A 14,266-nucleotide genomic window follows, 5' to 3' on the forward strand; every position below is an offset into this window, starting at 1 on the left:
GCTGGCGCGGAGGGCGCCGAAGTGGCGCGGAGCGCGTGGGTGGACGGGCGGTGGCGGTCGCCTGGATGACGTCGCGTGTGGCGGCCGGAGGCGACCGGACCGCATGCTCTTCGTCGCCCCGTTGCGCCACTTCCTCGGCGGTGCGCCAGCTCAGGTGGCGCGGGGCGCGGAAGTGGCGCGGGGCCCGTGGGGCGCGAGCCCGGACGCCGCGCGCATGCAGAAGGGGCGGGGCCGGCGTGTGCCGGCCCCGCCCCCTTCGGGCGGCGTTACGCGCCGAGCGAACCGAGGTACAGTTCGGTGACCTTCGGGTCGTTGAGCAGGTCGCGTCCGGAACCGGTGTAGGCGTCGCGGCCCTGGTCGAGCACGTAGCCGCGGTCGCAGATCTGCAGGCAGCGGCGGGCGTTCTGCTCCACCATGATGCAGGTCACGCCGGCCTTGTTGATCTCGGAGACGCGGATGAACGCCTCATCCTGTCGCACGGGCGACAGGCCCGCCGACGGCTCGTCGAGCAGCAGCACCTTCGGGTCCATCATGAGCGCGCGGCTCATGGCGACCATCTGGCGCTCGCCGCCCGACAACGATCCGGCGCGCTGCTTCAGCCGCTTGCCGAGTTCGGCGAAGATGCCGGTCACGAACTCGAGGCGCTCCTTGTAGACGCCGGGGCGCTGGTAGAGCCCCATCTGCAGGTTCTCCTCGATGGTGAGCGACGGGAACACGTTGTTCGTCTGGGGGATGAACCCGACGCCGCGGGCGACCAGCTTGTTCGCCTTCAGCCCGGTGATGTCGTCCCCCTCGAGCGTGATGGTACCGCTGCGGACGTTCACCTGCCCGAAGATCGCCTTCAGCAGGGTCGACTTGCCGGCGCCGTTCGGGCCGATGATGCCGATGAGTTCGCCCTGGTTGGCGACGAGCGAACAGCCGTTCAGGATGTTCACGCCCGGCAGGTAGCCGGCGTGGACCTCGTCGATGACGACGACGGGGGTACCGACGGTGGTCGAGGTGCTCACTTCTCCTCCTCCTCGATCTCGGCGAGGGCCTCGGCGAGGATCTCCTCTTGAGCTGCGGCCGTCTCAGCGGATGCCGCGGCATCCGTCGTGACATCCGCCTCCTCGGGGGCGTACCGCCCGGTGACCACGCCGAGGTCGAGCTCCTGGTGCGCGCCCAGGTAGGCGTCGATCACGGCCGGGTCCTGCATGACCGAGTACGGGTCGCCCTCGGCGACCACGCGGCCCTCGGCCATGACGACGACCCAGTCGGCGATGTGCCGCACCATGTGCATGTCGTGCTCGACGAAGAGCACTGTCATGCCCTGGTCCTTCAGGTCGAGGATGTGATCGAGCAGCGACTCGGTGAGCGCCGGGTTGACGCCCGCCATCGGCTCGTCGAGCATGACGAGCTTCGGTTCGCTCATGAGCGCCCTGGCCATCTCGAGGAGTTTGCGCTGGCCACCCGACAGGCTCGCGGCGAAGTCGCCCGCCTTGGCGTCGAGCTTGAACTTCGCGAGCAGTTCCATCGCGCGGTTCTCGATCGCAGAATCCTGCTTCCGCCACGCGGCGGGGATCATTCCCGCCCAGAACCGCTCGCCGCGCTGCCCGGTGGCTCCCAGCTTCATGTTGTCGAGCACCGTGAGCAGTCCCAGCGCCTTCGTGAGCTGGAACGTGCGCACCTGGCCCATGCGGGCCACCTTGAAGGCGGGCACGCCCGACAGCGAGCGGCCGTCGAAGGTCCAGGTGCCCTCGTTGGGCTTGTCGAAGCCGGTGAGCAGGTTGAACAGCGTCGTCTTGCCGGCGCCGTTCGGGCCGATGAGGGCGGTGATCGCCCCGCGCGGGATCTCGAGGTGCTCGACGTCGACGGCGGTGAGACCGCCGAACTGGCGGCGCACGCCGTCGGCGACGATGATCGGGTCGACCTTCTTCACGCCCGGCGCAGCGTCGCCGACGTGGAGTCCGGTCGTCTTGGGGCGGGCGACGAGGCCGGTGGGGGGCGCCGTCGCGTCGGTGTTCGGCTCGCCCGGAGCCGGGATCTCACTTGACAAAGGTCAGCTCCTTCTTGTTGCCGAGGAGGCCCTGCGGCATGAAGATCACGAGCAGCATGAGCGCGACGCCCACGAGGATGAAGCGCAGCGTGCCGGCCTGGATCTGGGTCATGAACGGGAGCACACCCGCCTGCACGAGTGCGGGCAGGAAGTTGCTGAGGAACGTCTGGATCACCCAGAAGATCAACGAGCCGAGCAGCGGACCGAACACGGTCGCCGCACCGCCGAGCAGCAGCGCCGTCCACACGAAGAACGTGAGCGAGGTGACGTAGACGCCGGGGCTCGCCGCGCGATCGAGCGCGTACACGATGCCGCCGCCGGCGATCAGCACGCCACCGAGCACGAGCGCCTGCATCTTGTAGGCGAACGCGTTCTTGCCGAGCGCGCGCACCGCGTCCTCGTCTTCACGGATGCCCTTGAGCACACGGCCCCACGGGCTGCGCATGAGCATGAAGACGACGATCACGGCGATGAGCAGCGTCACGAGGCCCAGGATGCGGGTCCACCACTCGTTCTCGTTGTAGATCCACGGGCCGAAGCCGTACCGGCCCGGGGGAATCGGGTTCGAGTCGCGGAAGTCGCGCTGGAAGCCCGAGAGCCCGTCGGCGGAGCCGGTGACATCCTCGAACGCGGTCGTGAGGAACAGCAGACGCACGACCTCGGCGGCCGCGATCGTGACGATCGCCAGGTAGTCGCCGCGCAACCGCAGCGTCGGCACGCCCAGGATGAGCGCGAAGACTGCCGCGGCCGCGAGGCCCGCGATGATCGCCAGCCACCAGGGGAACCCGAACGTGAGCGTCGAGATGGCGTACCCGTAGGCGCCGATCGCCATGAAGCCGGCGACACCCATGTTGAGCAGGCCCGCGAAGCCGAAGTGCACCGCGAGGCCGAGCGCGGCCAGCGCGTAACCGATGGTCGCCGGGCTGAGGATCGACGACGCCGTGTTGGAGAGGATCTGAAGCCAGTCCATGATGCCTACCCGATTCTCTCTCGCCGGCCGAGGATGCCCTGTGGCCGGAACAGCAGGATGACGATGAGCACGACCAGGGCGCCCGCGTACCGCAGGTCCTGGGGGATCCACAGACCCGAGACCTCGACGAGCAGGCCCACGATGATCGCGCCGATGAGGGCGCCGAACGCCGTGCCGAGACCGCCCAAGGTCACCGCAGCGAACATGAGCAGCAGGATCTGCGCGCCCATGTCCCATTTGATGCCGGGCCGGAAGTACGCGTACAGGATGCCCGCGAGGCCCGCGAGGGCGCCGCCGACGATCCAGACGATGCGCACCACGTAGTCGACGTCGATGCCCGACGCTGCGGCGAGCGACGGGTTGTCGCTGATCGCGCGAGTCGCCTTGCCGATGCGGGAGTACGTCAGCCAGATCGCGAACGCCACGATCACGACGATCGAGATCGCGAGGCTCGCCATGTCGATGACGCTGAGCTGCACGATGCCGAACAGCGGGATCTTCTCGGACGACGCGTACGGCAGCTGAATGGTGCCGCCGCCGATGAAGAACTGGTAGATGTACCGCAGCGCGAGCGAGAGGCCGATGCTCACGATCATGAGCTGCACGACGCCGACCCGCTTGCGGCGCAACGGCCGCCAGAGGATGACGTCGAGCACGTAGCCGAACACACCGCTCAGCACGATCGCCACGGGGATCACGACCCACAGCGGCAACGCGAGCGTGCCGATGCTGCCCGCGAGGAACGCCGCGGCGACCGCGCCGAACGTCACCATCTCACCGTGCGCGAAGTTCGAGATGCCGGTCGTTCCGAACACGAGCGACAGGCCGACGGCCGCGAGCCCGAGCATGAGGCCGAAGCTGATGCCCTGCACCGTGCGCTGCACGACCTGATCGAGCAGGCTCGTCGTGTTGCGCGTGCCCTCGCCGATGAAGAAGTTGACGGTGACGCGGCCGCCGGGGCCGACCGTCACCTCTTTCTCGTTCGGCGAGTCGTCGTCGGGGTCGACCACCGCGATCCCCTCGGGAAGGGTCTCTTCATCGAGGGTGACGGTGTACTCGGCGTTCTTCTCGGGGACGCTGACTCGCCACTGCCCGTTGGCGTCGGTCTCGACCTCCTGCGTGCCGCCGGGGCCGTCGATGACGAGTACCACCCCCTCGAGCGGTGCGCCGTCGAGCTGCACGTTGCCGCTGATGCGGAACGGGTCGCCGTCGGCGGCGTTGGCCGCCACTGGCGCGATCGACATCAGCGCGAGCGCCGCGGCGACGGCCGCCAGGAACAGGCCGACGAGTCGGGGGATGCGTCGCCCGGGCGGGGACGCGACGACATGGGATGGGGATCTCACAGAACCTCCAGTTGGGACACCACAGCCGTCCGTGGGTCTCGTCGGCTGTGAGGGAGACCCTAGAAGCGTAATGTGTCAACGGCATTTCGGATGCCTCGTCTTCGAAGGTCCTGCGCCATCGCAGCCGAATCGTGAGAATTCGGATGCCTCGAGCCCGCGTTCCACGGGGAATACTCCCAGCCGTGCGCGCCTTAGAATTGGAAGACACCGTGGAGGCGGGCGGCCGCGCGCGGTGCATCCCGATGGCGATCACGTGGAGAAGAGGCGCGCGCACATGGACCAGCACGACCCGTTCGGTTTCACCGGGCTGACCTACGACGACGTGCTCCTGCTGCCGGGGCACACCGACGTGATCCCGAGCGAGGCCGACACCTCGTCGCGTCTCACCCGGCGCATCACGGTCTCGACGCCGCTGCTGTCGGCGGCGATGGACACCGTCACCGAGGCCCGCATGGCGGTCGCGATGGCACGTCAGGGCGGCATCGGCATCCTGCACCGCAACCTCTCGATCGCCGAGCAGGCCGACATGGTCGACCGGGTGAAGCGCAGCGAGTCGGGCATGGTCACCAATCCGGTCACGACCACGCCCGATGCATCCGTCGCCGATGTCGATCGCCTCTGCGGCACCTATCGCGTGAGCGGCCTGCCGGTCGTCGACGACGACGGAGTGCTCGTCGGCATCATCACGAACCGCGACATGCGCTTCGTCTCCGACTTCGAGAAGCCGACGACGAAGGTCGCCGACGTCATGACGAAGATGCCGCTCATCACGGGCCACGTCGGCATGAACCCCGACGAGGCGCTCGCGATCTTCGCCGAGAAGAAGATCGAGAAGCTGCCGCTCGTCGATGACGCCGGCCGGCTCACCGGCCTCATCACCGTCAAGGACTTCGACAAGAGCGAGCAGTACCCGAACGCCACGAAGGACGCCGAGGGGCGCCTGCGCGTGGGCGCCGCGATGGGCTTCTTCGGCGATGCGTGGGAGCGCGCCGAGGCGCTGCGCGACGCGGGTGTCGACGTGCTCGTGGTCGACACCGCCAACGGCGAGTCGGCCGGCGTGCTCGACATCATCCGTCGACTGAAGGCCGATCCGAGCTTCGCCCACATCGACGTCATCGGCGGCAACGTCGCGACGTACGAGGGCGCGAAGGCGCTCGTCGACGCGGGCGCCGACGCCGTGAAGGTGGGCGTCGGCCCGGGCTCGATCTGCACCACGCGGGTCGTCGCGGGCGTCGGCGTTCCCCAGATCACGGCCGTCTACGAGGCATCCAAGGCGACCCTCCCCGCGGGCGTGCCGCTCATCGCCGACGGCGGCCTGCAGTTCTCGGGCGACATCGCCAAGGCGCTCGTCGCGGGCGCCGACACGGTCATGCTCGGATCGCTGCTCGCCGGCACCGACGAGAGCCCCGGCGACCTCGTCTACCAGAACGGCAAGCAGTTCAAGGCGTACCGCGGCATGGGGTCGCTCGGCGCCTTGCAGACTCGCGGCACGAAGACCTCGTACTCGCGCGACCGCTACTTCCAGGCCGACGTGCCGAGCGATGAGAAGCTCATCCCCGAGGGCATCGAGGGCCAGGTGCCCTACCGCGGCCCGGTGGGCGCCGTCGCGTATCAGCTCGTCGGGGGCCTGCGCCAGTCGATGTTCTACGTCGGTGCGCGCACGATCGAGGAGCTGAAGACGAAGGGTCGGTTCGTGCGCATCACGCCCGCCGGCCTCAAGGAGTCGCACCCGCACGACGTGCAGTTCGTCGTCGAGGCACCGAACTACACTCGGTGAGCGCCCGTCGGCCCGGGGCCTACTCGACCTCGTACCTGCTGACGGCCGCCGCCATCGCGGCGGCGACCGCGATCCTGCTCATCGGCGGCAACTGGATCTCGTACGCCACCGCGGCCGTGCCGTGGCTGAACGGCGTGACGCTCGGACTCTGGGTGCTGCCGTTCGCGCTCGCCCTCAGGCTGCTGCAGCTGCCCGGCACGACGCTGCTCGTGGCGCTGTTCGCCGGCATCGTGATGGGGCCGTTCCAGCCCGACGGGTTCCGTGCCGTGTACGTCAACCTCTGGTACGCGTTCTTCTTCGAGATCGTCTTCGCGGTGACGCTGTACCGGGTCTGGAAGACCTGGCTGTTCGTCGCGGCCGGTGCGCTGAACGGCGCGATCTGGGGCGTCACGGTGGCGCTCGCGCTCGACACCGCGTCGATGGTGCCGGGCGTCGTCGCAGCGACCATCCTCATCCCGACGGTGAGCGGCGCGCTCGGCGCGTGGCTCGGCGTGGTCGTCGCCGACGCGCTCATCGCACGTGGGGTGGGCACCACGACGCGCAAGCGCATCGCGCAGCGGCGCGCGGCGCGCGCCGCCGGGTAGCCTCGTTCCGCTGGTCGAGGAGCGCCTTCGCGCAGTGACGACGCGTCTCGAGACCTCGCGAACCAGCGTGCGTCACCTGGGCCCCTACGTTGGCTATCGTGCGCGCTATGACTACACCTTGAGCGGAACGGATGGGCTCCCGATCTACCTGAGCGACGGCGTGGCTCTTAGTTCCTTCGGCGCGGCAGGGAACGACCTGGAACTGACGTTCCTTGGTTCGCACAGCCTCGAGGTTGAGGTTACCGGCGTTGACAACGGCACCTTTGAGGTCAGTATGGTGGCGAGAAACACGACCTCGCTGCCGTCGCTCACGCGGATCCCCTTCATCGGGTATGAACCTTGGTATGAGCCGCTCAGTGCCTCGGTCGGGGATGTTTCGTGGGGGACAGGAATCGGTCGTCCTGCAAATCAGACAATCATGTGGACTGAATGGATTGAGCCTTGAAGCGTGCGTGGATGGCGTTGATCGCAGTGGCCTTGATCGCTCTCGTGGGCTGCTCCGCCGTGGAGAACGCAAGGCCCACCCAGGCAGAAGTTGTTGGACGATGGGTTGTAGAAGGCGGGCCAGAAAGCCTCAAGGAGGCGTTCATTGAGTTCAACCGCGATGGGAGTTTTGAATCCAGCCTTCCGCACTTCTCGCTCCGTCCAGGCGAGTCCGCAGATGCCGACGAGGTTGTTTCGATTGAGTCGGCGGAAGGCACTTGGGCAGTTGGCCGAGGTGACTACGGGAAGGGTTGGGCATTATAACTCGTCGTCGACGATCTGCACGTTCGCATTCCAGTTGTGGGTTCTCAAGGGGAACGGCGTCTCCAGATTCAGTACGGGTCGGTAGAGAATCCCCATCTGCACGAACTGACGAGGATCGACGCTCCGACTCAATGAGGTGTTCCGGCTGACAGTCTGGGAGTCACGGGCGCACGCGGGCCAGCGTTGGGTGTTCCGGCAGTACACACTGAAGCGCCCCGGGTTTCGTGGAGGGCCTGATTCCCGAGAGGATGTGCGGATCGGTCTTCGACGTAGCGCGTTGCACGGTAGAGCGCCTCATGCGTGAGCTCGGGCTGCGTGGCGTGCGCCGTGGCAAGCAGGTCGTCACCATCCGCCCTGACGAGGTGTCGACGCGTCCGCCGGACCATGTGCAGCGCGAGTTCTCGTGGACCGGACGAACACGCCTCTGGGTGGTCGATTTCACCGGTGTTCCGACGTGGTCGGGGATGGCGTTCACCGCGTTCGTGACTGACGTGCTCTCACGCCGGATCGTGGGTTGGCGGACAATGAGCCGGATGCCGACCGATCTGCCGTTGGATGCGCTCGAGATGGCGTTGTGGATCCGCGACCGAGCGGGTCAGGACGTCACTGGCGTGATTCAGCATTCCGATGCCGGAGCCTCCTGGGCCTCCTCGACCGGTGCCCCGTGCTTCACGAACTCGACGACACGTTCCGAATTGTTGTGCCGGGCGGTGGCGTCGTCGGCACCAAGGGTCAGGAGTTCATCCGCGTGATCGTGACTGGCGATGGCCGCGTCATCAACGCCTTTCCGGTAAACGTGAGGTGACGGAAGTGGAACTTGTATACGATCGCCTGCGGACTGACGACCTGCGTGGTACGACGCAGGCGGATTATCTGGTCGCCTTCGACGCACACATCCGCCTATTGGAGGGCGACGAGGTTATCTACGACGAGGCAGGTTTCCCGGTTGTCGAACTTGCCCGAAGTCTACGTATCTGGCTAGGAGATCCGGGGGAAAGCGACTTTGAGTTCGACTCAATGTCGTATGAGGAACCGGGTGCGATCGCGATCCGCAACACCCCCGCGGGGTGGGTATTTGGATCCGTCTTCGCACCAAGCGTCTGGACCAATCCAGCCGAATGGCGGGCCGTAGACGAATGCTGCCGGCACTTCATCGCGCGGGTTGAGGCTGATCTGGATGGGTTGGGGCTCGATCCCGGCGACGTACTCAGGTGATGAAAGATGGCGACGGGTCTGCTGCACGGAATGGTGACAGATTCGGCTAGGCATCGAGGGCCAGTTCGGTTGCCACAACGGACTCGAAATCGGTCGGCGTCGCCCGCGCTCCCGGGCTACTTACCCGGCGCACTGCTCCACGACCCAGCGCACCTACCGGCGGTCGACAGCCGGGCAGCTCAGCGCGCCTCCGCGAGCCGCGTGATCGCCTCGGAGAGCACCTCGGGCGAGCAGGCGAAGTTGAGCCTCGCGTGGCCTCGGCCGACGGATGCCCCGAACTGCGGCCCATTGCCGAGGGCGACGCGCGCGTGCTCGAGGGCATACGCGGCGGGGTCGTCGCCCCAGCCGAGCGCCGACAGGTCGAGCCAGGCGAGGTAGGTCGCGTCGGGGACGCGGTAGCGCACGCCCGGGAGTTCGTCGGCGAGCAGGTCGGCGAGGAGTCGCCGGTTCTGGTCGAGGCTCGTGAGCACACCGTCGAGCCACGGGCCGCCCTCGCGGAAGGCGGCGACCGAGGCGATCGAGCCGAACTGGCTCATGCGCCACTCGACCTCGTACGGCATCGCGGCGCGCAGGCGGTCGCCGCGCTCGGAGGCGGTCACGATGAGCGCGGACTTCAGCCCGGCGGTGTTGAAGGCCTTGGATGCCGCGGTGACGGCCACGCCGTGCTCGCGCGCTGCGTCGGAAACGGTGAGGAACGGCGTGTACGGGGTCGCCGGCTGGGCGAGCGGGCCGTGCACCTCGTCGGCGATGATCGTCGCGCCGTGCCGCGCGGCGATCTCGGCGAGGGCGTGCAACGCGTCGGCGTCGGGCACCCAGCCGATCGGGTTGTGCGGGTTGCACAGCAGCATCGCGCGGGCGCCCGCGGCGAATGCGGCGTCGATGCCGTCGAGGTCGAGCGACCAGCCCTCGTCGATACCGCCGGCCATCGGCACCTCGACGACGGTGCCGCCGCCCTCGGTGACGAGGTCGAAGAACGGCGGGTAGATGGGCGCCGTCACGATGACGCCGTCGCCGGGCGCGATCGCCTGGCGCAGCACCTCGACGATGCCCATGCTCACATCACCGGTGGCCGTGACTCGCGCGGGGTCGACCCGCCAGCCGAGGCGGTCTGCGGCGAAGCCGGCGAACGCCTCGGCGATCGGCCGGCTGCCCGGTGCGTACCCGGTATCGGATCGGTCGACCGCCGCGTGCAGCGCCCGGGCGATCGGTTCGGCGAGCGGGAAGTCCATCTCGGCGACGGGCAGCGGCAGCACGTCGGCGGGGTACGCGTGCCACTTCTCGCTCGTGCGGGTGCGGAGCAGGTCGATCGGGTCGGCGGTCACACGAGGCATCCACCCAGTCTGCCAGCGGCCGCGACGCCGCGGGTGCGTGTGCCGCATCGTGCGCTGGGCTAAGCTGGTCGGCTGCCCGACGGGCGGCGCGGCTGCGGCCGCCCACACCGATCGGATGCATCGACCATGGGCTTCATCGACGTCAACGGCGTCTCGTACTCACTTCCCGACGGCCGGCCGCTGCTGGCCGATCTGGCGTTCCGCGTGCCCGAGGGGCGCACCACGGCGCTCGTCGGCGCGAACGGGGCCGGCAAGACCACGCTGCTGCGGATCCTCCGCGGCGACCTGCGCCCCGACCACGGCAGCGTGCAGGTCGACGGCGGCCTCGGCGTGATGGACCAGTTCATCGGCACCGGCGTCACAGCCGCAGGCACCGAGCCGACCGTCGCGGGCCTGCTCGTCTCGGTGGCGCCCGAACGCGTGCGTGCGGCCGCGATCGAGCTCGAGGCATCCGAACTGGCCATCATCGAACGCGACGACACCGCGAGCCAGATGCGCTACGCGAGCGCCCTCGCCGACTACGCCGAGGCCGGTGGGTACGACCAGGAGGTGGTGTGGGATCACTGCACCATGGCGGCTCTCGGCGTGCCGTTCGAGCGCGCCCGCTGGCGCGAACTCGCGACGCTGTCGGGCGGCGAGCAGAAGCGGCTCGCCCTCGAGGCGCTGCTGCGCGGGCCCGAGCAGGTGCTGGTGCTCGACGAGCCCGACAACTCGCTCGATGTGCCGGGCAAGCGCTGGCTCGAGGCCGAGCTGCGCGCGACACCGAAGACCGTGCTGCTCGTGTCGCACGACCGTGAGCTGCTGGCGCGAGCGGCCGACCGCATCGTGACGCTCGAGGCGTCGCCCGCGGGCAGCTCCGCCTGGGTGCACGGCGCTGGCTTCGACGGGTACCACGAGGCCCGCGAGACCCGCTTCGAGCGCCTCGACGAGCTGCGCCGCCGCTGGGACGAGCAGCACGCCGCGCTGAAGACCCTCGTCGCGACGATGAAGCAGAAGGCGACCTACAACGACGGCATGGCCTCGCGGTACCAGGCCGCGCTGACCCGGCTGCGCCGGTTCGAGGAGGCCGGGCCGCCCGACGAGCGACCGCCCGCGCAGGCGGTGTCGATGCGGTTGCGCGGCGCCCGCACCGGCAAGCGCGCGGTCGTCTGCGAGGGGCTCGAGCTCACCGGGCTCATGCGCCCGTTCGACCTCGAGGTCTGGTACGGCGACCGCGTCGCGGTGCTCGGGGCGAACGGGTCGGGCAAGAGCCACTTCCTGCGGCTGCTGGCGGGCGGCGGCAGCGACCCCGACCCGTCGCAGGGGCACCTCACGACCGTCGGGCGAACCCTCGATCGGGTGCCGCATCGCGGTCGCGCCGTGCTCGGTGCGCGCATCGTGCCGGGCTGGTTCGCGCAGAGCCACGGTCAGGCGGGCCTCGACGGGCGCACGCTGCTGGAGATCCTGCACCGCGGCGACGAGCACCGTGACGGCCTGCCTCGCGAGGCCGCGAGCGGTGCGCTCGACCGGTACGGGTTGGCCCTGGCGGCCCAGCAGCCGTACGAATCGCTCTCGGGCGGGCAGCGGGCGCGGTTCCGGATCCTGCTGCTCGAGCTCTCGGGCGTGACGCTGCTGCTGCTCGACGAGCCGACCGACAACCTCGATCTGGTCTCGGCCGAGGCGCTCGAGGACGCGCTCGGCAGGTTCGACGGCACCGTGCTCGCGGTCACCCACGATCGATGGTTCGCCCGGTCGTTCGATCGGTACCTGGTCTTCCGCGAGGACGGCGAGGTCGTCGAAGCGGATGCCCCGGTGTGGGACGAGGGGCGGGTGGTGCGGGCGCGCTGAGTGCGCGCGCCTGTCCGGCGGACCGGGCGTCCAGGATCACCCGATCGCGACCGCGACGCAGGATGCCACGAACACGATCTGTTCGATCGTGCGCGGAACGAGGGGTGACGCCAGGCTGCCGAGGCGGTCGCCGAGCCGAGCTGCGCGCACGTTCGCCGGGAACACCGCGATGAGCAGCAGGGCGAGGCAGGCGGCGGCGATGCGGTGCGTCGCCGGCACGAGCAGGCCGATCGCGCCGGCCGCCTCGAGTACCCCGGTCGCGGCGACGATGAGGTCGGGTCGCGGCAGCGCGGGCGGCACCATCGCGGCGAGTCCGCGGCGCAGCTTCGGGTTGAGACGGCCGGATGCCCCGATCAGGAACATGAGCACGAGGCCGCCCGTGAGTGCGGCCTGCCAGCCGGTGAGCACGGTGGTGCCGAACCCGGCGAGGATCGCGCCGGCGAGTGAGGTGCCGGCGATGCCCCCGACGAACGCGATCGGCACGGGCGAGAGGAAGGTCTGCGCCCAGGGATTGCGCCTCGGTGCCGAGGCGCGGGCGGTGGGTGCCGTGGTGGTCATGGCTGGCTCCTTCGAGACGGATCGACGTCGAGACGCGGCTGAACTTGTCAGTGCCTAGATTGCACCTCGCACCTGAACTTGTCAATGGCTAGATTGCCGAATAGCATCGACGCATGGCCTACCACCACGGTCGACTCCGCGAGACGCTCATCGACGAGGCCGTCGCCGCGATCGAGGCCGACGGCGTCGACCGCCTCAGCCTGCGCGACCTCGCACGCCGCGCCGGGGTGTCGCACGCGGCGCCCGCCCACCACTTCGGCGACCGCACGGGCCTGTTCACCGCCATTGCGATCGACGGATTCGACCGGCTCACCGCGGTGCTCGAGGCATCCGGCGGCGACTTCGCCGAGGCCGGCGTGGCCTACGTGCGGTTCGCGACCGCCGAACGCGGCCGGTTCGAGGTGATGTTCCGCACCGAGCTGCTGCGCGACGACGACCCCGCGCTCGCGGCGGCGCGCGAGCGGGCCGGCGCCGTGCTGCGCGCCGGAGCCGGCGCCGAGGCAGGCGACGCGCGGGCCAACGCGCTCGCCGCGTGGTCGCTCGTGCACGGGTTCGCGACCCTCTGGAACTCGGGCGCGATCGACGCGGACGGGCAGGCGCCCGACGAACTCGCGCGCGTGATCGCCGTGCGCCTGTTCGGCTCGCCCGAGCGGGTCACCCGAGCGAGCCGGGGCGGCGACACCCCGGTTCGATAGGCTGGGCGGGTGAGCCAGGAGATCGAGATCGGACGCGCCAAGCGCGGCCGCCGCGTGTACGCCTTCGACGACGTGGCGATCGTCCCGAGCCGTCGCACCCGCGACCCCGAGGACGTCTCGGTCGCATGGGGCATCGACGCCTATCAATTCGACATCCCGTTCCTCGCCGCCCCGATGGACTCGGTTGTCTCGCCGCAGACCGCGATCATGATGGGCCAGCTCGGCGGCCTCGGCGTGCTCGACCTCGAGGGCGTGTGGACGAGGTACGACGACCCCGAGCCCGTGCTCGCCGAGATCCGCGGGCTCTCGCAGTCGGGGGCAACCCGGCGCATGCAAGAGATCTACTCCGAGCCGATCAAGCCCGAGCTGGTGACCGCCCGGCTCGCCGAGATCCGCGCCGCAGGGGTCACCGTGGCCGGCGCACTCTCGCCGCAGCGCACGCAAGAGCTGTACGAGACCGTCGTCGCCGCCGGCGTCGACCTGTTCGTGATCCGCGGCACCACGGTGTCGGCCGAGCACGTCTCCAAGAATCAGGAGCCGCTCAACCTCAAGAAGTTCATCTACGAACTCGACGTGCCCGTCATCGTCGGCGGCGCGGCCACCTACACCGCGGCGCTGCACCTCATGCGCACGGGCGCGGCGGGCGTGCTCGTCGGCTTCGGCGGCGGAGCGGCGTCCACCACGCGCAAGGCGCTCGGCATCCACGCGCCGATGGCCACGGCGGTCGCGGATGTCGCGGGCGCGCGCCGCGACTATCTCGACGAGTCGGGCGGGCGGTACGTGCACGTGATCGCCGACGGCGGGCTCGGCACGTCGGGCGACATCGTGAAGGCGATCGCATGCGGCGCCGATGCGGTGATGCTCGGTTCCGCGCTGGCTCGCGCGACGGATGCCCCGGGCGGCGGCCAGCACTGGGGCGCGGAGTCGCACCATTCCAAGCTGCCGCGCGGCAACCGCGTCGAGGTGGGCACCGTCGGCTCGTTGGAGGAGATCCTCTACGGCCCGGCGTCGGTCGCCGAGGGCACCGCGAACCTCGTCGGCGCACTGCGGCGCTCGATGGCGACCACCGGGTACTCCGACCTGAAGGAGTTCCAGCGGGTCGAGGTCGTCGTCGCGCCGTATCAGGGCGCGTAGCGCCCTCGACGTCCCGAAGCGGTCGGCGCGCTCCGTGGCATCCGTCGTAC

At 69.5% G+C, this 14,266-nt stretch carries 14 protein-coding genes; 8 read left to right on the forward strand and 6 right to left on the reverse strand.

Going from position 1 to position 14,266, the window contains the following annotated elements:
* Positions 1–266 precede the first annotated feature (266 nt).
* The 4 genes from FLP10_RS12795 to FLP10_RS12810 form a co-directional block, all read right to left on the reverse strand.
* Entirely contained in the window at positions 267–1,007 is a 741-nt protein-coding gene (locus tag FLP10_RS12795; protein WP_149161215.1) for an ABC transporter ATP-binding protein, read from the reverse strand.
* Positions 1,004–1,918, reverse strand: coding sequence for an ABC transporter ATP-binding protein (locus FLP10_RS12800; protein ID WP_246150386.1), 915 nt, complete (start codon positions 1,916–1,918; stop codon positions 1,004–1,006). The genes FLP10_RS12795 and FLP10_RS12800 overlap by 4 nt, the downstream gene beginning before the upstream one ends.
* A gap of 106 nt (positions 1,919–2,024) precedes the next feature.
* Positions 2,025–3,005: a branched-chain amino acid ABC transporter permease gene (locus FLP10_RS12805; RefSeq protein ID WP_149161216.1), complete on the reverse strand. Its 981-nt coding sequence runs from the start codon at positions 3,003–3,005 to the stop codon at positions 2,025–2,027.
* Positions 3,006–3,010: 5 nt separating this feature from the next.
* Positions 3,011–4,249 (reverse strand): branched-chain amino acid ABC transporter permease, encoded by a 1,239-nt coding sequence (locus tag FLP10_RS12810; protein ID WP_149162249.1) that lies wholly within the window; start codon positions 4,247–4,249, stop codon positions 3,011–3,013.
* Positions 4,250–4,622: 373 nt separating this feature from the next.
* On the opposite strand from FLP10_RS12810, the gene guaB reads away from it, so the two are divergent.
* The 5 genes from guaB to FLP10_RS12835 all read left to right on the forward strand — a co-directional run bounded on the left by guaB (position 4,623) and on the right by FLP10_RS12835 (position 8,671).
* On the forward strand, positions 4,623–6,125 hold the full coding sequence (guaB, locus tag FLP10_RS12815; RefSeq protein WP_149161217.1) for an IMP dehydrogenase: 1,503 nt from the start codon (positions 4,623–4,625) through the stop codon (positions 6,123–6,125).
* Entirely contained in the window at positions 6,122–6,709 is a 588-nt protein-coding gene (locus tag FLP10_RS12820) for an ECF transporter S component (RefSeq protein ID WP_149161218.1), read from the forward strand. The genes guaB and FLP10_RS12820 overlap by 4 nt, the downstream gene beginning before the upstream one ends.
* 34 nt (positions 6,710–6,743) lie before the next feature.
* Entirely contained in the window at positions 6,744–7,154 is a 411-nt protein-coding gene (locus FLP10_RS12825; RefSeq protein ID WP_149161219.1) for a hypothetical protein, read from the forward strand.
* A 550-nt stretch (positions 7,155–7,704) separates the two neighbouring features.
* Positions 7,705–8,208, forward strand: a complete 504-nt coding sequence (locus FLP10_RS12830) for a DDE-type integrase/transposase/recombinase (protein WP_425457645.1) — start codon at positions 7,705–7,707, stop codon at positions 8,206–8,208.
* A 49-nt stretch (positions 8,209–8,257) separates the two neighbouring features.
* On the forward strand, positions 8,258–8,671 hold the full coding sequence (locus FLP10_RS12835) for a DUF7878 domain-containing protein (protein WP_149161221.1): 414 nt from the start codon (positions 8,258–8,260) through the stop codon (positions 8,669–8,671).
* A gap of 179 nt (positions 8,672–8,850) precedes the next feature.
* On the opposite strand, the gene FLP10_RS12840 is transcribed toward FLP10_RS12835, so the two are convergent.
* Positions 8,851–10,002 carry a MalY/PatB family protein gene (locus FLP10_RS12840; RefSeq protein ID WP_149161222.1) on the reverse strand — a complete coding sequence of 384 codons (1,152 nt, stop codon included), beginning with the start codon at positions 10,000–10,002 and terminating at the stop codon, positions 8,851–8,853.
* A 126-nt stretch (positions 10,003–10,128) separates the two neighbouring features.
* Between FLP10_RS12840 and FLP10_RS12845 the strand changes: the two genes are divergently transcribed.
* The gene (locus FLP10_RS12845; protein WP_149161223.1) at positions 10,129–11,829 is read left to right on the forward strand and encodes an ABC-F family ATP-binding cassette domain-containing protein; all 1,701 of its coding nucleotides are present in this window, start codon (positions 10,129–10,131) and stop codon (positions 11,827–11,829) included.
* A gap of 36 nt (positions 11,830–11,865) precedes the next feature.
* On the opposite strand, the gene FLP10_RS12850 is transcribed toward FLP10_RS12845, so the two are convergent.
* Positions 11,866–12,387, reverse strand: a complete 522-nt coding sequence (locus FLP10_RS12850; RefSeq protein WP_149161224.1) for a DoxX family protein — start codon at positions 12,385–12,387, stop codon at positions 11,866–11,868.
* Positions 12,388–12,500: 113 nt separating this feature from the next.
* Between FLP10_RS12850 and FLP10_RS12855 the strand changes: the two genes are divergently transcribed.
* Entirely contained in the window at positions 12,501–13,082 is a 582-nt protein-coding gene (locus FLP10_RS12855; protein WP_149161225.1) for a TetR/AcrR family transcriptional regulator, read from the forward strand.
* A gap of 9 nt (positions 13,083–13,091) precedes the next feature.
* Positions 13,092–14,216 (forward strand): GuaB3 family IMP dehydrogenase-related protein, encoded by a 1,125-nt coding sequence (locus FLP10_RS12860; RefSeq protein WP_149161226.1) that lies wholly within the window; start codon positions 13,092–13,094, stop codon positions 14,214–14,216.
* Positions 14,217–14,266: the final 50 nt, after the last annotated feature.

Source organism: Agromyces intestinalis (assembly GCF_008365295.1).
In the GTDB taxonomy this organism is placed as follows: Bacteria; Actinomycetota; Actinomycetes; order Actinomycetales; family Microbacteriaceae; genus Agromyces; species Agromyces intestinalis.

Excerpts from the sequence above, each read along its gene's own strand:
- guaB (WP_149161217.1), top strand. The coding sequence starts at position 4,623 with ATGGACCAGCACGACCCGTTCGGTTTCACCGGGCTGACCTACGACGAC.
- FLP10_RS12840 (WP_149161222.1), bottom strand. The coding sequence starts at position 10,002 with ATGCCTCGTGTGACCGCCGACCCGATCGACCTGCTCCGCACCCGCACG.
- FLP10_RS12855 (WP_149161225.1), top strand. The coding sequence starts at position 12,501 with ATGGCCTACCACCACGGTCGACTCCGCGAGACGCTCATCGACGAGGCC.
- FLP10_RS12845 (WP_149161223.1), top strand. The coding sequence starts at position 10,129 with ATGGGCTTCATCGACGTCAACGGCGTCTCGTACTCACTTCCCGACGGC.
- FLP10_RS12810 (WP_149162249.1), bottom strand. The coding sequence starts at position 4,249 with ATGTCGATCGCGCCAGTGGCGGCCAACGCCGCCGACGGCGACCCGTTC.
- FLP10_RS12805 (WP_149161216.1), bottom strand. The coding sequence starts at position 3,005 with ATGGACTGGCTTCAGATCCTCTCCAACACGGCGTCGTCGATCCTCAGC.
- FLP10_RS12830 (WP_425457645.1), top strand. The coding sequence starts at position 7,705 with ATGTGCGGATCGGTCTTCGACGTAGCGCGTTGCACGGTAGAGCGCCTC.
- FLP10_RS12850 (WP_149161224.1), bottom strand. The coding sequence starts at position 12,387 with ATGACCACCACGGCACCCACCGCCCGCGCCTCGGCACCGAGGCGCAAT.